This is a genomic window from Streptomyces sp. NPDC091371 (genome assembly GCF_040684275.1).
Classification (GTDB): Bacteria; Actinomycetota; Actinomycetes; order Streptomycetales; family Streptomycetaceae; genus Streptomyces.
This window is the reverse complement of record NZ_JBFBFP010000019.1, coordinates 27389-47585: the sequence shown is the minus strand read 5'-3', so window position 1 is coordinate 47585 and position 20197 is coordinate 27389. Positions and strand designations below refer to the sequence as shown.

The window sequence follows — 20197 nt, the reverse complement described above, 5'->3', positions numbered from 1 at the left end:
TCAGGGGAGGAGGCGCTGCTCCTTGGCGACGGAGACGGCGCCCGCGCGGGTGTCGACGCCGAGCTTGTCGTAGATGCGGCCCAGGTGTGTTTTGACCGTGGCTTCGCTGATGAAGAGGGCGCGGGCGATCTCGCGGTTGCCCAGGCCGCGGGCGAGCTGGCCGAGGATGTCGAGTTCGCGGTCGGTGAGGGTGGGGCGGCTGCCGCGCATGTGGGCCATGACGCGGCTGGCGACGGGTGCGGAGAGGGTGGTGCGGCCCTGGGCCGCGGAGTGGATGGCGGCGAAGAGCTCCTCGGGGCGTTCCGCCTTGAGGAGGTAGCCGGTCGCGCCCGCGCCGATGGCGCGGGTGATGTCCGCGTCGGTGTCGTAGGTGGTGAGGACCAGGACGTGCGGGGGGTTGGGGGCGGCGGTGATGCGGCGGGTGGCCTCCACGCCGTCGATGCCCTCGCCGAGCTGGAGGTCCATGAGGACGACGTCGGGGCGGAGCTTGGCGGCCAGGGCGACCGCCTCCTCGCCGCTGCCCGCCTCGCCGAGCACTTCGATGTCGGGTTCGCTGCCGAGGAGGGCGAGGAGGCCGGCGCGGACGACGACGTGGTCGTCGCAGAGGAGGATCGTCGTCATGGGGTCGGCTCCAGGGGGACGGCCGCGGAGAGGACGGTGCCCTCGCCCGGCGCGGATTCGATGGTGAGGGTGCCGCCGAGCTGGCGGACGCGGGCCCGCATGGCGGGGAGGCCGTGGCCGCGTTCGGCGGCGTCGGGGCGGGGTTCGGTGAAGCCGTGGCCGTCGTCGGCGATGTCCAGGACGACCTGGTCGCCGAGGAAGCTCAGGGTGAGTGCGGCCGTACGGGCGCCCGAGTGCTCGCGGACGTTGGCGAGGGCCCCTTGCGCTATGCGCAGCAGGGCGGACTGGACGCGGTCCGGGAGGGCGGACGGGGTGCCTTCGAGGTGGAAGCGGACCGTGATGTCCGGGCCGGCGTCGAGGGAGCGCAGGGCGTCGGCGAGGCCGGCGCCGTCGGCCAGCTCGGGCGGGGCCAGGTCGTGGACGAGCCGGCGGGCCTCGGCGAGGCCGTGGGCGGCGATGCCGGTGGCGGTACGGACGTGCGCGCGGGCGGTGGCCGGGTCGGTGTCCCAGGTGCGGTCGGCGGCCTGGAGGAGCATCTGCTGGCTGGACAGGTTCTGGGCGAGGGTGTCGTGGATCTCCATCGAGAGCCGCTGGCGTTCGGCGAGGGTGCCTTCGCGGCGCTCGGTGGCGGCCAGTTCCCGGCGGGTGCGGATCAGGTCGTCGATGAGTGCGCGCTGGGCCTGGGCCTGGCGCTCCATGTGGACGAAGACCGCGGTGGCGAGGGCGGCGACGGCGGGCGGGGCCAGGAGGAGGTTGGGGTCGAAGGCGCCGGCGAGCTGGAGCTGGGCGATGACGACGAGGGTGGTGAGGAGGGCGACGAGGATGATCGCGGCGCGTGGGGGGAGGGTGCGGACGGCCGTGAAGAAGAGGGGCACGGCGCACCAGGCGAAGCTCGGCGCGAGGACGACGAGGACCACCCAGGTGGTGACGACGAGGCCGAGCCAGAGGAGGCGCCGGGCGGTGGGGGTGGTTTCCCGGACGCCGAGGGCGGGGCCGAGTACGTAGAGCAGGGCCAGGGTGATGCTGAGGGCGATGATCCACGGGGTGCGGGGGTCGCCGGGGTGGCGCAGGAGGAAGCGGGCGAGGGAGGCACCGAGGAGGAGGAAGAACGCCGTGTGGGCTACCGCGGCCAGGATGCGGGTGTCTGGGGTGCGGGTGTCCGGGGTTCGGGTGGGGTGGTTCGCGTGGCTCACCGGGGCTCCTGGGGTGCGGCGTGCGTCTATTGTCGGCCGTCGGCCGGTGCCTGCCCTGCTGGGGCGGTGTCCGGGCGGGTGCGGCGCCGTTGCCGGGGCGCTGCCCCGGACCCCGCGCCTCAAACGCCGGCGGGGCTGGATCTGCCCCGCCCGTGACCAGCCAATACCGCCGCGGAGCGGGGCCGCATCAGCCGATCGGTTGACCCCTGGGTCAACCGGTGCGGTGGGCGGTGGGAGCCGGTACGGGGACGGGGTGGCGGGGGGTTCGGGGCCAGGCTTGGAGCAGGGAAGGAGCCGGGCCGCTCAGCACCGCCGGCCCGCTCGCCGACCGCCCCGAAGCCGTCACCGTGTCACCGTACTCAGGAGCAGAGATGAACACCCGCACCCGCGTTCTCACCGGTACCGCCCTCGCCATCGCCCTGGGCGCCGGGACCTTCGGCGCCGTCAGCGCCAGCGCCAGCCCCGCCGCCAACTCCGCCCCGGCCGCCGCCGTCGCGAAGAAGGACGAGGTGAGCGACAAGAACTTCACCACCACCACGCACCTCACCATCGACGCCGCCACCCGCGCCGCCCAGGCCTCCCTGCAGGCGGCCCAGGCCGAGAACCAGAAGGTGACCGTCGCGGTGGTGGACCGCAACGGCAACACCATCGTCACCCTGCGCGGCGACGGCGCCGGCCCGCAGTCCTACGAGTCGGCCCAGCGCAAGGCCTTCACGGCCGTGTCGTGGAACGCCCCGACCTCGGTGCTCGTGGGCCGTCTCGCCCAGGCCCCGAACCTGAAGGACATCCCCGGCACCCTCTTCCTCGGCGGCGGTGTCCCGGTGCAGGCGAACGGCGCCCCGGTCGCCGGCATCGGCGTGGCCGGCGCCCCGAGCGGCGACCTGGACGAGAAGTTCGCCAAGGCCGGCGTCGACGCCCTCGCCAAGTAGGTCAGACAGGTTCAGCAAGGCACCCGCTTAGGATCGAGTGCGTGGACCTCCGTGTGCTTTCCCGCCTCGCCGCCCCTGCCGTAGCCGCCCTGCTCGCCCTCACCACGGGGTGTACGGGTGGCACGGTCCAGGGGCGGCCGGGTGCGTCCGGGCTGCGCGACGCGTACTTCCCCAAGGCCGGCAACGGCGGCTACCAGGTCGAGCACTACGCACTGGACCTGGACTACGACCCCGCCGACGCAGAGTTGAACGCCACGGCCGTCATCACGGCCCGCGCGGAGCAGGATCTCAGCTCCTTCAACCTCGACCTCAGCGGTCTGAAGGTCGAGGGCGTGACCGTGCAGGGCGAGCCGGCCCGCCACAACCGGAGCGGCAACGAGCTGACGGTGCGGCCCGCCGAGGACCTGAAGAACGGCGAGGTCTTCCGCGTCGAGATCGACTACGGGGGCAAGCCGAAGACCGTCGTGGACCCGGGCGGCGCCAAGGAGGGGTGGATCGCCACTGAGGGCGGCGCCGTCGGCGTCGGGGAGCCCGTCGGGTCGATGGCCTGGTACCCCGGCAACCACCACCCGAGCGACAAGGCCGCGTACGACATCACGGTGACCGTCCCGCACGGCTACGAGGCCGTGTCGAACGGGGAGTTGAGGTCCCGCACCGACACCGGCGACGGACGGACCGAGTTCGTATGGCACAGCCCGGAGCCGATGGCGAGCTATCTGGCGACCGTGGCCGTGGGCCCGTACAAGGTCACGACGGGGAAGACCCCCTCGGGTGTGCCCGTCTACAACGCGGTCGCGCCGGGGGAGGCGGCCGAGAGCGCGGCCCCGCTCGCGCGGCTGCCGGAAATGGTGGAGTGGGGCAGCGGCCGGTTCGGGCCCTACCCGTTCAGTACGGCGGGCGCGATCGTGCTGCCGAAGGGGACTTTGACCTACGCGTTGGAGACCCAGACCAAACCCGTGTTCTCCGGTGCGCCCGTGGAGGAGGACCTCGTGGTGCACGAGCTGGCCCACCAGTGGTTCGGCAACTCGGTGTCGCCGAAGTCCTGGAAGGACATGTGGCTCAACGAGGGCTTCGCCACCTACGCCGAGTGGCTGTGGGCCGAAGAGCACGGAGGCCACACCGCCGAGGAGTACTTCCGGGCGTTCATGGCCGGCGACACGGACGTCCACTACGACGCCGACTCCGACTGGGACGCCTTCCCGCCCGCCGCCCCGCCCCGGCCCGAGGACATCTCGGGGTACCCGGTGTACTACGGGGCCGCGATGGTCCTGCACCGGATCCGGCAGGAGGTCGGCGACGACAAGTTCTTCGACCTGGTCCGCGGCTGGGCCGCCGACCGCCGGCACGGGAACGCGAGCACGGCCGAGTTCACCGCGTACGCCGAGCAGCGGACGGGCCACGACCTGAAGAAGGTCTGGGACGTCTGGCTGTACGGGGAGGGCCGGCCCCGCTAGCGGGGGCCGAAGGTGTTCAGGAACACGACCGGCTCGCCGCCGAAGCGCCCCGCCGCGTCGAGGTCGGTGAGCGCCGCGAGCGCCTTGGCCGTGTACGTGGTCTCCAGTTCCAGGCCGGCCTCGGACGCGGCCCGCTGGAGCGCCCGCGCCCCGGGCCCGGTCGGGTGGGCGTAGCCCGGGCCGAGCCAACCGCGTTCCGAGGCGATGTCGCCGGGGCCGATCCGGACCGGCGGCAGGTCGGCTCCGCGTGAGCGCAGCAGCGTGCGGGTCCTGCCGGCCAGCGCGGCGAGCGCGGCCCCGTCCAGCCGGATGGTGTCGTTGACGACGACGCCCATGACCCGGGTCCGCAGGCCGGCGAGCCGCAGTCCCAGGGCCAGTCCGGCGGCCGTGCCGCCCGACCCGACCGCGGTCACGATCCAGCCGGGCTCGGGCAGCAGCCCCCGCGCCACCTGGTCGGCCAGTTCCAGCCCGCACTCGACGTACCCGAGCGTCCCGAGCGGCGAGGACCCGCCGGCCGGGAGCAGGTGGGGCGGGGTCAGGCCGTGCGTGTGGCGGGCCACCAGCCAGGGCAGCGAGAGGATCAGCCGGCGTTTGGTCCGGGGGAAGTGGAGGGTGGCGCCGGAGTCGCGCAGCCGTCGGAGCTGTGCCCGTACGTGGTCGTCGACCGGGTGGTCGATGAGCGCGAGGGCGACGTCGATCCCCTGCTCGCGGGCGTAGAGCGCCGCCGCCAGCCCCCAGTTGGTGCCGAGCCCGCCGACGCTGAGGATCGTCCGCGCTCCCCGACGCCTGGCCTGGGGCAGCAGCCACTCCAGCTTGCGGACCTTGTTCCCGCCCCAGCCGCCGCGGCCGTAGCCGCTGTCGTCCTTGAGCCAGACCGGGGAACGGAACCCGAGCCCGTCGAGGGGCCGCACGGGCGTCGGCCCGTCGCCCAGCGCCAGGTACGGCAGCGCGTCGGCCGCGGCGGGCCAGGCGCGGTGGAGGTGCGGGCGGCGGGTCATGCGGCCACGGTAGGGAGAAGTCGCGCCGTAGGGGAGGGGCTCGGCGGGCCGGGTTCGGCGGGTTCGGCTCAGAGGGCCTTGCGCATCACCGAGCAGTCGCGGCCCAGTTCGCGGTCCTTCGCCCGGCGCAGGACCGCGTAGCCCTGGGACTCCCAGAAGGCGACGCCCTTCGGGTTGTTGTCCAGTACGGCGATGCGGATGCCCGCGCGGCCCGCGGCGCGGAAGCGGTCCTCGACCAGGGCGGCCACGGCCCGGCCGTATCCCTCGCGGTGCGCGGTGGCGTCGATGAGCAGCAGCCCGATCCACGGGTCCGGGTCCTCGGAGGCCGGATCCGGGTGGTGGGAGAGGGTGGCGGCGAGTCCGACGAGGCGGCCGGCGGAGCGGGCGAGGAGCACCTCGGCGCCGTCGTGGGCCAGTTCGCCGGCGAGGGCGGTCGCGACCTGCTCGACCGTGATGCGGTCGGGGTCGGGGAAGTCGCCGCTGAGCTCGAAGAAGGCGTGGTTCGTCGAGTAGAGGGCGGCGATCTCGGTGAGGACCGGGCCCGGCAGTGCGCCGTCAACGGGGACGAGCGGTTGGAGGATCACCTACCGAACGGTAGCGAAGACCCCTCCCCGGACGGCTGGGAGGGGGCTTCGCCGCGGTGGCGACGGGTGTCGCCCGTGACTCAGACGTTGACGCCGAAGTCCTGCGCGATGCCGGTGAGGCCGGAGGCGTAACCCTGGCCCACCGCGCGGAACTTCCACTCGGCGCCGTTGCGGTAGAGCTCGCCGAAGACCATGGCGGTCTCGGTGGCGGCGTCCTCGGAGAGGTCGTAGCGGGCGATCTCGGCGCCGCCGGCCTGGTTGATGACGCGGATGTACGCGTTGCGGACCTGGCCGAAGTTCTGGCTGCGGGTCTCGGCGTCGTAGATGGACACCGGGAAGACGATCTTGTCCACGTCGGCCGGGAGGCCGGCGAGGTTGACGTTGATGGCCTCGTCGTCGCCCGCGCCCTCGCCGGTGCGGTTGTCACCGGTGTGGACGATGGTCTGGTCCGGGGTGGAGCGGTTGTTGAAGAAGACGAAGTGGCCGTCGGAGACGACCTTGCCCGTCGGGTTCACCGCGATCGCCGAGGCGTCGAGGTCGAAGTCGACACCGGTGGTCGTGCGGACGTCCCAGCCGAGGCCGACCGTGACGGCAGCGAGGCCCGGGGCCTCCTTCGTGAGCGAGACGTTGCCGCCCTTGGACAGGCTGACAGCCATGGGAATGTCCCTTTCCTCATCCGACATGCACGCACATCGCGTACAGGCGGCCAAATTACCGCTGACTCCTATAACGCCACGAGGGGGCAGGCGGGTTCCCGCGGGAATTCGCGTCACGGTTTCGGCGCGACGGTAAATGCGGGTGACGGGGCGGCGGCGGGCGCGGATCATAGGGGCATGCCTGGTCCCTATGTCATCCGCGGTTCGGTCGCGCTCCCCGAGGGGGAGCTCGCCTGGCGGTTCTCGCGTTCCTCCGGGCCGGGCGGGCAGCACGTCAACACCTCGGACTCGCGCGTGGAGCTCCTCTTCGACCTCGCGGCGACGAAGGCGCTGCCCGAGGTGTGGAAGGAGCGGGCGCTGGAGCGGCTCGCCTCGCGGCTGGTCGACGGGGTGGTGACCGTACGGGCCTCCGAGCACCGGTCGCAGTTCCGCAACCGGGAGATGGCGCTGGTCCGGCTGGCCTCGCTGCTGGCCGAGGCGACGGCGCCGCCGCCGAAGCCGCGGCGGGCGACGAAGATCCCGCGCGGGATCAACGAGCGGCGGCTGCGGGAGAAGAAGGCGCGGGCCGAGACCAAGCGGGGGCGGACCGGGCGGGACTGGTAGCCACCGCTGGAGGGTCGGGTGCGGCTCCGTTGCCGGGGCTCCGCCCCGGACCCCGCGCCTCAAACGCCGGCGGGGCTGGATGTGCCGTGCGGGGCTACTGACCCAGGTGCCGGTAGCGGCCGCGGAAGTAGGTCAGGGGGGACGAGTCCGGGTTCGGGAGGGCGGCCGTGAGGACGCGGCCGACGACCAGGGTGTGGTCGCCCGCCTCGACGCGGTTCTCCGTACGGCACTCCAGCGTGGCCAGCGCGCCCGTCAGCAGCGGCGCGCCCGAGGCCTCGCCCCGTACGTAGGGGACGTCCGCGAAGAGCAGACGGTCGCTGATCCGGCCCTTCATCGCGAACCGGCCCGCGACCTGGAGCTGGCGGTCGGCGAGCACCGAGACCGCCCACAGCGGCTGCTCCGCCAGCAGGTCGTCCATCCGGGAGCCCTCGCGCAGGCTCACCAGTACCAGGGGCGGTTCCAGGGACACGGACATGAAGGCGGTCGCCGTCATGCCTACGTCCTCACCGCGCGGGCCGTCCGCCGTCAGGGGGGTCTCGTGTGCGGTGATCAGGCACACGCCCGCCGCCAGCCGGGACATGGCGGCCCGGAACTCGTCGTTGCTCACCCCCTCAGGATGGGGGGTTCTCCGGGAAAGGGTGGTTGCGGGGGTCGTCTTGGGCACGGTCGAACGCTAATCTCGCCTCCCCGTGCCCCACATCGGGCCCCGGGCCGAGTCGCGCCCCCGCCGCTCGACCTAGGCCGCGGCGTATGTTTGCTCCCGGGAAGGACCGGGAGCGCTCCCAGAGCGCCGGCTCCCCGCGCACCCTATTGGTCATCTCATGTGACTTGAGTCACAGAGAGCAAGATTTGTTGACCCTGTGTACCTGCCGCACAGCTCACTGTGATTCAGTGGACGGGACACCGCAACGAAACGCCGATGACAAACCTGGAGTTGCTGTCGAGGTCTCGGGGAGAGCGAGCAATGGAGACCGAGTCGGAGCCGTACGTCCGTCTTGCGACCCTGCGGCAGCTGCACCGGGTGGTGGCCGAGCTCAATACGGCCCGTAGCCTGGCGGACACTCTGCAGACCGTCGTGGACGGCATCGTCGTGGGCCTCGGCTACGAACTCGCCTGCGTCAACCTCGTACGCCCCGACGGCGATCTCGTCGTCGCCGCCTTCGCCGGCGACCCCTCCGCCGAGGCCCTGATCACCGGCCGCGTCGGCTCCCGCGCCTCCTGGGAACGCCGGCTGACGATGGGTGAGAACTGGGACGGCCTCCGCTTCATCCCGCACACCGAGGGCTGGATCCTCCTGGAGGACGACGTCCCCCAGTGGCACACGGACGGCCCCGAACCGCGCTTCGAGGACGAGTGGCACCCCGAGGACCGGCTGTACGCGCCGATGTACGCGTCCGGCGGGGAACTCCTCGGTGTCATTTCGGTGGACAGACCCCGCAACGGCCGCCGCCCCGGCGCCTGGGGCCGCGAGGCGCTCCAGATGTACGCCTTCCAGGCCGCGATCGCGATCAGCAACGCCCGGCTCCGCGCGAACATGCAGCGCGCCCTGGTCCGTCTGGAGCGCGAGCAGCAGGCCCTGCGGGCCAGTGAAGAGTCGTTCCGCCAGGCCTTCGAGTACGCGCCCAGCGGCATGGCCATCGCCGAGATGGGCGGCGACCAGCACGGCAGGCTGCTGCGCACCAACGACGCGCTCTGCCGCCTCCTCGGCCGGCCCGCGTCCGTCCTGCGCCGGTACTCCTTCTCCGACCTGGTCCACCCCGAGGACATCGGCACCCTGCTGCGCACCTCCGCCGAGGGCGGCCGCGCCGAGCTGCGGCTCGGGCGGCGCGACGGCACGTACGTATGGGTCTCGCTGCGCAACTCCGTGGTGGCCGACGCCGCCGACGGGCCCCGCTTCCTCCTCACCCACGTCGAGGACATCGAGGAGCGCAAGCGGCACGAGCTCCAGCTCGCCCACCGCGCCAGCCACGACTCGCTGACCGGCCTGCCCAACAGCGCCGAGCTGCGCTCCCGGCTCGGGGCGCGGCTGTGCCGCCGGCCACAGTCCGTGCGGGCCACCGCCGTGGAGGCCCTGGACGCCGCCTACGAGGGGCACGAGGTGCAAGGGGTGCACGGTGAGGGGGGTGGTGCGGGTGAGCACGGCTTTCAACCCGACTTCCGGCCCGACTTCCGGCCCGATTTCCGTCCCGACGGCTCGGACGGCCTGGCCGCGTCCGACCCCTTCGAGTTCCCCGGGGCGCTGGCCGCCCCGGACGGCCCGTACGACCACCACGTGCACACGGTGGCCCCCGCGACGGACATCGACGACGGGACCAAGGGGCTCGCGGTGCTCTTCTGCGACCTCGACGGCTTCAAATCGATCAACGACCGGTTCGGGCACCACACGGGCGACGCGGTCCTGATCGAGGTGGCCCGGCGGCTGACGACGGGCGTCAGGGACGGTGACACCGTCGCCCGGCTGGGTGGTGACGAATTCGTCGTCCTCGCCGACGGGCTGGGCGCGGCGGACGCCGCCGACCTGGCGGTCCGGCTGCGCAACGCGATCATCCCGCCGATCCGCGTGGACGGCCGTGCGGTGCGTGTCGGTGCGAGTTTCGGCATCGGCTGGGCCGGCTGCGGCATGTCCGCGGACGAGGTCCTGCGCTCGGCCGACCAGCGGATGTACATCGAGAAAAGGTCGCGCTCCAAGGCACACCGAAGGGCCGGCTGAGGCGATCTGGCGCCCGTGGGCGCACCTGTTCGGGGTAGGCTCCCGGGGGTCGAAAGGAGTGACCTGCGATGACGACGCCCGCGAACAACGGACCGCACGGTGGGGGCAACCAGCCCGAGGACGACGATCCGTTCGGCTATCTCTACGCGGACGGCCAGGCTGCCGGAGCCGTCCCGCCCGGTCAGGGCGGTGGATACGGCTACCCGGGGCCCGCGGCAGGCGGTCCTTCCGGCGCTCAGCCCGGAGTGCCCCGCACCTCCCACCACCAGGTGCGGACGGTCGGCGAGCGCAGGAACGGCGGCCAGCGCGGCCAGGTGCCCGCCCAGCAGCCCGCGTACCAGGCGGGCCAGTACCAGGCCCCCGAGGCGCTCCAGGCGGCCGGCTACGGCGTTCCTCCGCAGCAGCAGCCCCCGCAGCACCAGACCCAGGCGATCTCGCACTCCGGCGGCCACGGCCACGGCGGCGGCGGCTCCAGCCGCAAGGGGATGCTGATCGCGGCGGTCGCCGTGGTCGCGGCGGTCGCGATCGGCATCGGCGTCGCGGTGGCCTACGGCGACAACGACAAGGACAAGGGCAAGAACAACGCGGACGGCAACCAGCAGACGGCCGCCCCGCAGACCGCGTCGAGCCCGCCGCCGAGCTCCCCGCAGCCCGCGCAGTCCCCGCTGCCGAAGGGCGAGGCGGCCGGCGCGGGCATGGCCATCACGGGCGGCGCGTCCCTGATGAGCGCGGTGCCGGGTGCGAAGAGCTCGGGCGGCCAGTACGTCGGCAACTTCAACCAGCCCGGCGCGGCCGTGACCTGGACCCTGGACGTCCCGAAGGCCGGGACGTACAAGTTCTACGTGCGTTTCGGCATCCCCGGTGAGGACGCCAACGGCACCCTCACCGTCAACGGCAAGGCCAACAGCTCGCCGATCAGCATGCGCAACTTCGCCAATTCGCCCAAGGGCGACTGGGAGAAGGGCTGGCAGACGACCTGGGGCCAGGTGACCCTCGTCCAGGGCACCAACACGATCAAGCTGTCGTGCGAGGCCGGCAACAGCTGCAACGTCAACATCGACCAGTTGTGGCTGCAGCAGGGCTGAGTCCGGGCCCGGCCTAACCGGCCTCCGTGACCTTCACCGACCCCCGTACCTCCTCGTAGGTGCGGGGGTCGAACTCTCCCGCCACCGGCGCGAGCACCGTGGCCGCCGACAGGGCGACCGCGCGGGTCAGGCGCTCCGGCCAGTCCAGGCCCTCCACCAGGGCGGACAGCAGCCCGGCGACCGCCGAGTCGCCGGCCCCGGTGGGGTTGCCGGACAGCGGGCGCGGCGGGGCCGCCTGCCAGGTGCCCCCGGCGGTGGCGGCCAGCAGGCCCTCCGGGCCCAGCGAGGTGACCACCGCGTGCGCGCCCCGGCGGCGGGCGTCGCGGGTGGCGGGCAGCGGGTCGCGGGAGCCGGTGAGCTCGGCCAGCTCGGCGGCGTTCGGCTTGATGATCTCCGGGCGGGCGGCGACCCCGCGGCGCAGGGGCTCCCCGCTGGTGTCCAGGAGGACCGGCACCCCCGCCGCGCGGGCCTGGCGTACGAGCACCCCGTACGCGCCCACCGGCACGCCCGGCGGGAGGCTGCCGCACAGGGCGACCGCGCGGGCGCCGGCCAGCAGGGCCTCGTACCGGGACAGGAACCGCGACCACTCGGCCGGGGTGATCAGCGGGCCGGGCTCGTTGAACTGGGTGGTGTCCCCGGAGGCCTCGTCGACGACGGCCAGGGTGCGGCGAGTGGTGTCCGCGCAGGGCATGAGGGCGTCGGTCACCCCGGGGGCGGCGGCCGCCAGCAGTTCCCGCACGACGGAGCCGACCGGGCCGCCCGCGAAGCCCGTCGCGGTCGCCTCGTGGCCGAGCGCGGCCAGCACCCGGGCGACGTTGAGCCCCTTGCCGCCGGGGCGTTCGGTGACGGCCGCGACCCGGTGCGAGGCGTGCGGGAGCAGCCGTGGCACGCGGTACGTGACATCGAGCGCGGTGTTGAGCGTCACGGTCAGGATCATTGGGCACCCCCGGGTCTGTTGCTGCCGGGATCATGCCAAAAGGAAGGCGGTCGGCCCAGTTCTCGGGGCCGACCGCCTTCGTCCGTACAACCGCTTGGCCGTCAGGACACCGCTCGCGCGGCCGGGTTGACGATCCATTCGCCGCGCCGCATGACGCCCTTGACGTCGAAGGCGGCGTCCAGGACCACGAGGTCCGCGTACTTGCCGGGCTCCAGCGAGCCGATCTCGTCGTACAGGCCGATCAGCTTGGCCGGGTTGGCGGAGATCGCCTGGACCACGGACTCCACCGGCAGCTTGTCGAGGGTGACCGAGCGCTTGAACGCGGTGTCCAGGGTGAGCGTCGAGCCGGCGATGGAGCCGCCCTCCACGAGCCGGGCCACGCCCTCCTTGACCTCGACCTCCAGCGGGCCGAGGTGGTAGATCCCGTCGCCGAAGCCGGCCGCGTCCATCGCGTCGGTGATCAGCGCCACCCGGTGCGCGCCCGCGTGGTGGAACGCCAGTTCCAGCATGGCCGGGTGCAGGTGGACGCCGTCGTTGATCAGCTCGACGGTGACCCGCTCGTCCTCCAGCAGCGCCGCGATCGGGCCGGGGGCGCGGTGCTCCATGCCGGGCATCGCGTTGTACAGGTGCGTGGCGACGGTCGCGCCCGCGTCGATGGCCTGGCGGGTCTGCTCGTACGTGGAGTCCGTGTGGCCGATCGCGGCGATGACGCCGTGCTCGGCGAGGAGGCGTACGGAGTCCAGGCCGCCCGGGAGTTCGGTGGCGAGGGTGAACATGCGGGCGGTGCCGTGGGCGGCGTCGACGAGCTTGCGGACCTCGGCGGGGTCGGGGTCGCGCAGCAGGTCCTCCTTGTGCGCGCCCTTGCGGCAGGCGTTGATGAACGGGCCCTCGAAGTGGATGCCCGCGATCTCGCCCTGCTGGGTGAGCTCGGCCAGCAGCCCCGCGCGCCGGGCCAGTTCGTCGAGTTCTCCGGTGACGGTGGAGGCGACCAGGGTGGTCGTGCCGTGCTCGCGGTGGGTCCGTACGCCCTTGAGGACCTCCTCGGCGGTGCCGGAGGTGAAAGAGGCGCCGCCGCCGCCGTGGTTGTGCACGTCCACGAAGCCGGGGACGAGCCAGTGCCCCGTCAGGTCGACGACATCCGCGCCCTCGTGGGCGCTGCCGGCGATCCGCTCGCCCTCGACGATGACGCGGCCGCCCGCCACGATCCCGGTGGGCAGCACCACCCTGGCGCCGGAAAGAACGGTGCTCTGTGCGCTTCCGGACATCAGGCCGGTACCTCCGTGGCGAGTAGGTCCCAGGCGAGCAGCCCTGCGCCCAGGCATCCGGCGGTGTCCCCGAGGGCCGCCGGAACGATGTGGGGCAGCCGCTGGAACGTCACGCGCTCCTCGACGGCCGTCCGTAGTGGTGCGAACAAGGTTTCCCCGGCCTCGGCGAGCCCGCCACCGATGATCAGCGTGCGCGGGTCCAGCAGGGTGATCGCGGTGACCAGCCCGTCGGCGAGGGCGCCGACGGCTTCGTGCCACACCTCGCGGGCGCGCGCGTCGCCGGACTCGACGGCCTTGGCACAGTCCGCGGCGTCGGCCTCGGGGTCGCCGGAGGCGGCCGCCCAGGCGCGGCTGACGGCGGAGGCGGAGGCGAGGGTCTCCAGGCAGCCGCGCTGGCCGCAGCCGCAGGCGGGGCCGCCGGGGCGTACCACGATGTGGCCGATCTCGCCCGCGTAGCCGTGGGCGCCGGCCTCGATGCGGCCGGCGATGCCGATGGCTCCGGCGATGCCGGTGCCGAGCGGTACGAAGAGGAAGCGGTCGGCACCCCGGCCGGCGCCGATGCGGCCCTCGGCGAGTCCGCCCGTGCGGACGTCGTGGCCCAGGGCGACGGGGATGCCGCCGAGCCGCCGGCCGAGCAGCTCGCGCATCGGGACCTCGCGCCAGCCCAGGTTCGCCGCGTAGACGGCGATCCCGTTCTCGGCGTCGACGATGCCGGGGACGGCGACCCCGGCGGCCGAGGCGGGCTCGCCGAAGCGCTCCCGGCCGGTGTCGAGGAGCTCGGCGGCGAAGTCCTGGATCGTCTCGACGACGGCTTCGGGGCCCCGCTCGCGGCCGGTGGCGCGGCGGGCCTCGTGGAGCAGGGTGCCGTCGGCGGCGACCAGGGCGGCCTTCATCCCGGTGCCGCCCACATCGAGGGCGATGACGTGTTTCACGGGTTTCACAGGGACAGTCTCGCGTGCTCGGCGGGGAAAGGTCTAGTCCAGTGAGGGGGATTGTTGAGTGGCCATACAAATTCGGGACCAAGGTCGGGGGCCCGATGTGGAGGAGCCGCCAAAGTGGTGTAGACCTTACGTGGATCGTACGTACGACAAGGGGTGGATCGAGAACCGTGAAGGGCCGTTACCAGAGCCTGGCCGCGTCCGGCGCCGCACTGTGCCTGACCGCCGTGACGCTGACGGGCTGCGGAGCCGTCGGCGGACTCACCGGGGACAACGAGGTGACCCTGCGGGTCGTAGCGGCCGACTACGGGGACAATCCGCAGAACTCCTCGGCGGCCTACTGGAAGAACCTCGCCGACGGCTTCGAGAAGGCCAACCCCGGCGTGCACGTCGAGGTCAGCGTCTACTCCTGGTCGGAGGTCGACGCCAAGGTCGCCGCCATGGTCAAGGCCGGCAAGGCCCCCGACATCGCCCAGATCGGCGCCTACGCCGACTACGCGGCCGCCGGAAAGCTGTACACGGCCGACGAACTGCTCTCCATACGCACCGAGGCCGACTTCCTCGCGCCCCTCGCCGACGCGGGCAAGGTCAAGCGCGTCCAGTACGGACTGCCCTTCGTCTCCAGTACCAGGCTGCTCTTCTACAACGAGAAGCTGCTGACGGACGCGGGCGTGCTGGGCAAGGACGCCAAGGCCGGCTGGCAGCCGAAGAACTGGGCCGACCTGGAAGCGGCGGCCAAGAAGCTCAAGGCCGCGGGCGTCCCCACCCCCCTCGCGGTGCCGCTGGGCCGCGAGGAGGCCCAGGCCGAGACGATGATGTGGACCCTCGCGGGCGGTGGCGGCTACACCGACGACGAAGAGGGCTACTCCATCGACTCCGCGGACAACGTCAAGACCCTGGAGTTCCTCCGGGACAAGATGGTCGGCCAGGGCCTCACCGGCTCCGTGGAACCGGGCAAGCTCGACCGGCAGGCCGCCTTCGACGCCTTCACCCGCGGCGAGGTCGGCATGCTCAACGGACACCCGACGCTGCTGAAGCAGGCCGCCGCCAAGGGCGTGAAGTTCGGCATGGTCGCGCTGCCGACCGCCGACGGGTCCGCCCCCTCCGCGATGGGTGTCGCCGACTGGGTCATGGCCTTCAAGAACGGGCACCTCAAGGAATCCGGGAAGTTCCTGGACTACCTGTATGAGCCGAAGAACGTGACGGCCTTCACCGGCACGTACGACCTGCTGCCGGCCACCACGAGCGGCTACCGGGCCATGGAAGCCGACACGGGGCCGTCCGCGGCGCAGCTGAAGACCTTCCTGAACGCCCTGCCCAACGCGAAGCTGTACCCCGTCGGCAAGAAGTCCTGGGCGGGCGTCAGCGAGGACATCAAGCAGAAGATCGGCACCACCGTGCAGCCGGGCGGGCAGCCGGCGAAGGTGCTGGAGGAGATCGCGACGGCCGCGCGGGCGGCCGACTCGAAGTGAGCGCGGCACTGTCGGTGGGCGGCGTTAATCTGGCGGTATGACGGACGAGGGGCAGCTGACGGCCACGGAGGCCGAGGTGCTCGCGTACGAGGCACGCACCTGGCCCGGGCCCGGCGTCAAGGAGCGGGCCATACGGGAAGGGCTGGGCATGACCCCCGTCCGCTACTACCAGCTGCTCAACGCCCTCATGGACGACCCCCGCGCACTCGCCCACGCCCCGGGCACCGTCAACCGCCTGCGCCGCATCCGCGAAGCGCAGCGGGCGCGGCGGTAGCTTTCGGCCGACGCCGTAGCCGACGTTCCGCTGGGCCATTAGGGTCATCCGTATGGGGAGCACTCCGCACCACCTGCCGACGCCCGTCACCGCAGCCGGACGCGAGGGACTCGAAGCCCTGCTCCGCGCACCCCGCCGCTCCGTGGTCGCCCTCGACTTCGACGGCACCCTCGCCGAGATCGTCCCGGACCCGGACCAGGCCCGCGCCCACCCGGGGGCCGTCCCGGCCCTCTCCGCACTCGCCCCCGAAGTCGACTCCGTCGCCGTGATCACCGGCCGCCCGGCGGGTGTGGCCGTGCGCTACGGGGGCTTCGCGGGGGTCCCCGGCCTCGAGCACCTCGTCGTCCTCGGCCACTACGGGGCCGAGCGGTGGGACGCCGTCAGTGGAATCGTGCACGCCCCCGCCGAGCACCCCGGCGTGGCGGCGGTACGGGCCGAGCTGCCGGGCTTCCTCGACGCCATCGGGGCCTGGCGCGGCACCTGGATCGAGGAGAAGGGCCGCGCGCTGGCCGTCCACACCCGGCGGGCGGAGAACCCGGCGGCGGCCTTCGCGGCCCTCCGCGAGCCGCTGGCCGAGCTGGCGGCCCGGCACGGGCTGATGGTCGAGCCCGGGCGGGCCGTCCTGGAGCTCCGGCCCCCGGGCATGGACAAGGGCGTCGCCCTGACGGAGTTCCTCGCGGAGCGGGGCGCGGAGGCCGTGCTGTACGCGGGGGACGACCTGGGCGACCTCGCGGCGTACTCGGCGGTCGAAAAGCGCCGGGCGGAGGGCCTGCCGGGGCTCCTGGTGGCCAGCGGCTCCGCCGAGGTCCCGGAACTGGCCACCCGAGCCGACCTCGTCCTCCCGGGCCCGGCGGCGGTGGCGTCCTTCCTGGCCGACCTGGCGGGGGCGCTGGCGGGGTAGGCGGCCGGCTTGGCTTGCGGTCCGGGCCCGCCATCTCCCCCTCGGGGGGTGGGAGTGGGGCGGTGGTTGCCCACCCGCCTCTGGGTGCGGGCCCCGCCGCCCCGCTGCCTCGACTGGGTCAGGCGCCGCCGCACCCGGGGCGGCGACCCTCCCCGCCCCGCACCCGGGGGCGGGTGGGCAAACACCGTCCCACCGCGCGCCCCCGAGGGGGAGATGGCGGGCCCGGACCGCGAGCCGAGCCAGCCGCACCCCCCGTCACCCCCGCAGGTCCTCCAGCTGGGCCGTGAACCAGGCCGCCGGGGGGAGGGCCGTTGCGGTGGCGGCCAGGCGCTTCGTGCGGTCCGCGCGTTCCTCGGCCGGCATGGACAGGGCTGCGTGCAACGCCGACGCCGTCTCCGTGACGTCGTACGGGTTCACCGTGAGCGCGTCCCGGCGGAGTTCCTCGTACGCCCCCGCTCCGGTGGACAGCACCAGCACGCACCCCGCCTCCGACACCACCGGGATCTCCTTCGCCACCAGGTTCATCCCGTCCCGCACCGGATTCACCAGCGCCACGTCCGCCATCCGGTACGCCGCCAGCGAGCGCGCGAAGTCGTCCTCGACCGACACCAGCACCGGCTGCCAGTCCGCCGTGCCGAACTCCGCGTTGATGTCGGCCGCCAGCTCCGCCACCGACGCCGTGTACGCGCGGTAGACCTCCAGGTCCTGCCGCGAGGGGTAGGCGGACGCCAGGTGAACCACGCGGCCCCGCCACTCGGGGTGGGCCGTGAGCAGCTCCCGGTAGGCCAGCAGGCCGCGGAGGATGTTCTTCGACAGTTCGGTGCGGTCCACCCGGACGATCGTCTTGCGGTCGCCGACCTCGGCGCGCAGCCCCGCCAGTTTGTCGTCCACCTCCGGCCGGTGCGCGAGCGCCCGCAGGTCGTCCCCGTCGACGCCGAGGGGGTACACGTCCACGTCCGTGAACCGGACCTCCGCTCCCGCCTTCTGGTGCCGCACCCCGCGCCGCCGGTCGCCGCCCGGCAGGACGCCCCAGGCGAGGCCGATCGCGTCGTCGGTCTCCGCGCCGCTGATGAAGGCCGAGGCCCAGGACCAGGTGTGGAAGCCGAGCCGGTCCGCCCCGAGCATTCCCCACATCAGCTCCGCGCGGACGTCGTCCGGCAGAATGTCCAGGAAGTCCGGCGAGGCCCACGGGGTGTGCGTGAAGTGCCCGATCCGCAGGTCCGGCCGCAGTGCGCGCAGCTGCCCGGGGACCAGTGCCAGGTGGTAGTCCTGGACGAGGACGGACGCGCCCTCGGCCGCCTCCTCGGCGAGAGCGGCCGCGAAGGCGCGGTTGTAGTCGGAGTACGAGGACCACCGGCGCCGGAACTCCGCGTCGAAGACAGGCTCGCGCGGTACGTCGTACAGGTGGTGGTGGGTGAACCACAGCACCGAGTTCGCGATGCCGTTGTACGCGTCGTCGTAGACGGCGGGGTCGATGTCGAGCATCCGGACGCCGGGCTCCGTGACCCCCCGCCGGACCGCCTCCCGGTCCGCCTCCGACAGGGCCGCGCAGATCCACAGCGCCTCCGGCTGCTCAGCGAGGGCCGCGGAGAGGCCGGAGACGAGGCCGCCCCCGCCGCGCCGGGCACTGAGCGTGCCTTCGGCGGCGAGGGCGTAGGAGAGCGGGCCGCGGTTCGCTGCGACGAGTACCTGGGAAGCCATGCGGCGAACCTAGCCCGGGCTGCCTCTTCTCAAACTCCCCCGGCTACCGCTGGGAGGTGCCCCCGGGCCTACTGGTGCGCGTGCGGCGGACCGAGACGAGGACCACTGCGCCCAGGGCCGTCAGCGCGGCGGCCGCGCCGGCCAGCAGCCACGTCCGCTGCCCGTCCGCGCCGGTCTCGGCCAGGTTGCCGCCCGATCGGGTGGGCGTCGCCGGGACGGGGCGGGCCTGCTGCGTCGTCTGGGTGGGGGAGGGCTGGGTGGAGGCCGTGGGGGACGGGGAGGCCGACGCGGACGGGGAAGGCGTCGGGCTCGGGGTCGGGCTCGGGGTCGGCTTTTCGATCACCGGTGCGGGCGGCGCGCACGCCGGGTCGTCCGAGCCGGCCGCGCAGTTGGTGCGGCCGCTCTGCGCGACCACGTGGTTGGTCAGCTTGCCGTCGCCGGTGAGCGGGTCGTTGACCTTCACCCGGTAGGTGAGGGTGGCCGTCTTGCCCTTGGGGACGTCGCCCGTCCACGTGATCTTCGGGCGGGTGTAGGCGGCCGTGCCCAGGTCGGTCGTCACCTTTCCACCGAAGGCCGCGTCGTCGAGGAGTTCCGTGAGGTCGTCGGTCAGCTTCGCGTTCGGGTAGTCGAGGCTGCTGATGTTCTTCGCGGTGATCGTGTACGTGACGGTGTCGCCCGGCTTCACCGCCTTCGCGGGCGAGGCGGTCTTCTTGACCTCCAGGTCCGGCACCGGCACGGCCAGCGCGAACTGCGAGATGACGTACGTGTCCCCGCGCGTGCGGAAGCTCAGGTCCACCGAGGTCGCCCCGGCCGGGAGGGCCTTCGCGGGGATCTCGAAGGACTTCGCGTCGATGCTGAGGTTGTTCGGGTGGTCCGGGGCGAGGGAGCCGTCGGCGGAGCTGGTGAAGAAGTTGTCCGTGGCCTTGTCCGCCGGGTTGGCGATGTTCGTGCCGGCCACCCGGAACTGGTCGCCCTTGGTGTTCCGGTCGCCCTCGTACGCCGTCGCGCTCGCCCGCACCGGCCCGTCGCCCGTGCGGTAGAAGCCCTTCACCTTCACGGTGGTGTCCGGGCTGGTGGAGCGCTGGAGGACGTGGCCCCCGTACACGTACACGTTGCGCCGTTCGGGGGCCTGCGCGTTCGGGCCGTCGTACTTGTAGACCACGGTCAGGGACCAGCCGGCGACGCAGCCGCGCCCGTCCGGGGCCCAGACGTTGCCCACCGCCACCGTGACCGGCGTGCCGGTGGCGACGCCCTTGAAGGCGGCGGTGACGTCGGATTCGCCCGTGTAGTAGTGCGGGCCGCCCGTCGTCGCCGGGTCCAGCACCATGTCGGAGAGGGCCACCGGGGCCGCCGCGGCCGGGCCGACCTTCAGGACCGGGCGGGTGGTGAGCGGGTCGCCGGGGGCGCGGACCACGTTCTCGCCCGACACGTCGCACCGCTGGATCACGTTCGAGCCGAGGCGGTAGGTGCCGCTGTTGCCGCCCCAGAAGAGGCGGGCGTACGCGACCTCCGCACCCGCCGGGACCGTGACGCGGCCCGTGCTGGAGGTGCCGGTGGCCGTGGCCAGCCCGGCCGCGTCGATCCGGCGCGTCACGAAGTCGTTGTTGTTCTTGCCGCCGCCGCCCCGCTGGACCTCCGCGCACTCGGCGGCCGCGGCGGGCGGCGCCGTCGGGCACCCCATCACGGTGTTGCCGAGCGTGACGAAGTCGCCGTAGAGCGCCTCGTCGTACCGCTTCTCGAAGGGGGAGACCACCTCCGCGACCGCGGGTCCGCCGACCGCGCCGACCAGCAGCGCCGCACCCGAGGCCACCGCGAGGACCGTCCCCCATGTCTGCCTGAATTGCCTGAAGTGTGTGAAACGCGTAAACCCCATGAT

Annotated in this window: 19 protein-coding genes; 8 read left to right on the top strand and 11 right to left on the bottom strand. The window is 73.2% G+C overall.

Annotation, left to right across the window (positions count from 1 at the left end):
* Together AB0O21_RS21430 and AB0O21_RS21425 are read right to left on the bottom strand one after the other, a co-directional pair.
* Entirely contained in the window at positions 1-621 is a 621-nt protein-coding gene (locus AB0O21_RS21430) for a response regulator transcription factor (RefSeq protein ID WP_365172765.1), read from the bottom strand.
* On the bottom strand, positions 618-1814 hold the full coding sequence (locus AB0O21_RS21425) for a sensor histidine kinase (protein ID WP_365172764.1): 1197 nt from the start codon (positions 1812-1814) through the stop codon (positions 618-620). The genes AB0O21_RS21430 and AB0O21_RS21425 overlap by 4 nt, the downstream gene beginning before the upstream one ends.
* Before the next feature lie 371 nt (positions 1815-2185).
* Here AB0O21_RS21425 and AB0O21_RS21420 point away from each other — a divergent pair, with 371 nt between their 5' ends.
* Both AB0O21_RS21420 and AB0O21_RS21415 read left to right on the top strand, forming a co-directional pair.
* A complete protein-coding gene (locus AB0O21_RS21420) occupies positions 2186-2743 on the top strand; it encodes a heme-binding protein (RefSeq protein WP_365172762.1) in 558 nt (185 codons plus the stop codon).
* Between the two features lie 41 nt (positions 2744-2784).
* On the top strand, positions 2785-4197 hold the full coding sequence (locus AB0O21_RS21415; protein ID WP_365172760.1) for a M1 family metallopeptidase: 1413 nt from the start codon (positions 2785-2787) through the stop codon (positions 4195-4197).
* On the opposite strand, the gene AB0O21_RS21410 is transcribed toward AB0O21_RS21415, so the two are convergent.
* From AB0O21_RS21410 to AB0O21_RS21400, 3 genes are all read right to left on the bottom strand, one after another.
* Positions 4194-5195, bottom strand: coding sequence for a pyridoxal-phosphate dependent enzyme (locus AB0O21_RS21410; RefSeq protein WP_365172758.1), 1002 nt, complete (start codon positions 5193-5195; stop codon positions 4194-4196). The two genes, AB0O21_RS21415 and AB0O21_RS21410, sit on opposite strands and share 4 nt — an antisense overlap.
* 68 nt (positions 5196-5263) lie before the next feature.
* The gene (locus AB0O21_RS21405) at positions 5264-5779 is read right to left on the bottom strand and encodes a GNAT family N-acetyltransferase (protein ID WP_365172756.1); all 516 of its coding nucleotides are present in this window, start codon (positions 5777-5779) and stop codon (positions 5264-5266) included.
* 80 nt (positions 5780-5859) lie between these two features.
* Entirely contained in the window at positions 5860-6435 is a 576-nt protein-coding gene (locus AB0O21_RS21400; protein ID WP_365172754.1) for a TerD family protein, read from the bottom strand.
* 177 nt (positions 6436-6612) lie between these two features.
* Here AB0O21_RS21400 and arfB point away from each other — a divergent pair, with 177 nt between their 5' ends.
* Positions 6613-7038, top strand: coding sequence for an alternative ribosome rescue aminoacyl-tRNA hydrolase ArfB (gene arfB / locus AB0O21_RS21395; RefSeq protein ID WP_365172752.1), 426 nt, complete (start codon positions 6613-6615; stop codon positions 7036-7038).
* A gap of 94 nt (positions 7039-7132) precedes the next feature.
* Here the strand turns inward: arfB and AB0O21_RS21390 are convergent, their stop codons facing one another.
* The gene (locus tag AB0O21_RS21390) at positions 7133-7702 is read right to left on the bottom strand and encodes a flavin reductase family protein (protein ID WP_365172750.1); all 570 of its coding nucleotides are present in this window, start codon (positions 7700-7702) and stop codon (positions 7133-7135) included.
* 300 nt (positions 7703-8002) lie between these two features.
* Here AB0O21_RS21390 and cdgB point away from each other — a divergent pair, with 300 nt between their 5' ends.
* Positions 8003-9748, top strand: coding sequence for a diguanylate cyclase CdgB (cdgB, locus tag AB0O21_RS21385; RefSeq protein WP_365172748.1), 1746 nt, complete (start codon positions 8003-8005; stop codon positions 9746-9748).
* A 68-nt stretch (positions 9749-9816) separates the two neighbouring features.
* The gene (locus tag AB0O21_RS21380) at positions 9817-10833 is read left to right on the top strand and encodes a CBM35 domain-containing protein (RefSeq protein WP_365172746.1); all 1017 of its coding nucleotides are present in this window, start codon (positions 9817-9819) and stop codon (positions 10831-10833) included.
* A 13-nt stretch (positions 10834-10846) separates the two neighbouring features.
* On the opposite strand, the gene AB0O21_RS21375 is transcribed toward AB0O21_RS21380, so the two are convergent.
* From AB0O21_RS21375 to AB0O21_RS21365, 3 genes are all read right to left on the bottom strand, one after another.
* Positions 10847-11770, bottom strand: a complete 924-nt coding sequence (locus AB0O21_RS21375) for a 1-phosphofructokinase family hexose kinase (protein ID WP_365172744.1) — start codon at positions 11768-11770, stop codon at positions 10847-10849.
* Between the two features lie 101 nt (positions 11771-11871).
* The gene (nagA, locus tag AB0O21_RS21370; RefSeq protein ID WP_365172742.1) at positions 11872-13035 is read right to left on the bottom strand and encodes an N-acetylglucosamine-6-phosphate deacetylase; all 1164 of its coding nucleotides are present in this window, start codon (positions 13033-13035) and stop codon (positions 11872-11874) included.
* On the bottom strand, positions 13035-13967 hold the full coding sequence (locus AB0O21_RS21365; protein ID WP_365172888.1) for an ROK family protein: 933 nt from the start codon (positions 13965-13967) through the stop codon (positions 13035-13037). Before AB0O21_RS21365 ends, nagA begins: the two co-directional genes overlap by 1 nt.
* Positions 13968-14143: 176 nt before the next feature.
* Between AB0O21_RS21365 and AB0O21_RS21360 the strand changes: the two genes are divergently transcribed.
* From AB0O21_RS21360 to otsB, 3 genes are read left to right on the top strand one after another with little or no spacing between them, the layout of a single operon-like run.
* Positions 14144-15445, top strand: a complete 1302-nt coding sequence (locus AB0O21_RS21360; RefSeq protein WP_365172740.1) for an extracellular solute-binding protein — start codon at positions 14144-14146, stop codon at positions 15443-15445.
* 37 nt (positions 15446-15482) lie between these two features.
* Positions 15483-15719, top strand: coding sequence for a DUF3263 domain-containing protein (locus AB0O21_RS21355; protein WP_365172739.1), 237 nt, complete (start codon positions 15483-15485; stop codon positions 15717-15719).
* Between the two features lie 52 nt (positions 15720-15771).
* Positions 15772-16620 (top strand): trehalose-phosphatase, encoded by an 849-nt coding sequence (otsB, locus tag AB0O21_RS21350; RefSeq protein ID WP_365172738.1) that lies wholly within the window; start codon positions 15772-15774, stop codon positions 16618-16620.
* Positions 16621-16875: 255 nt separating this feature from the next.
* Here the strand turns inward: otsB and AB0O21_RS21345 are convergent, their stop codons facing one another.
* On the bottom strand, positions 16876-18321 hold the full coding sequence (locus tag AB0O21_RS21345) for a trehalose-6-phosphate synthase (RefSeq protein WP_365172737.1): 1446 nt from the start codon (positions 18319-18321) through the stop codon (positions 16876-16878).
* Between the two features lie 43 nt (positions 18322-18364).
* Positions 18365-20131 carry a hypothetical protein gene (locus AB0O21_RS21340; protein ID WP_365172735.1) on the bottom strand — a complete coding sequence of 589 codons (1767 nt, stop codon included), beginning with the start codon at positions 20129-20131 and terminating at the stop codon, positions 18365-18367.
* Between the last annotated feature and the right edge of the window lie 66 nt (positions 20132-20197).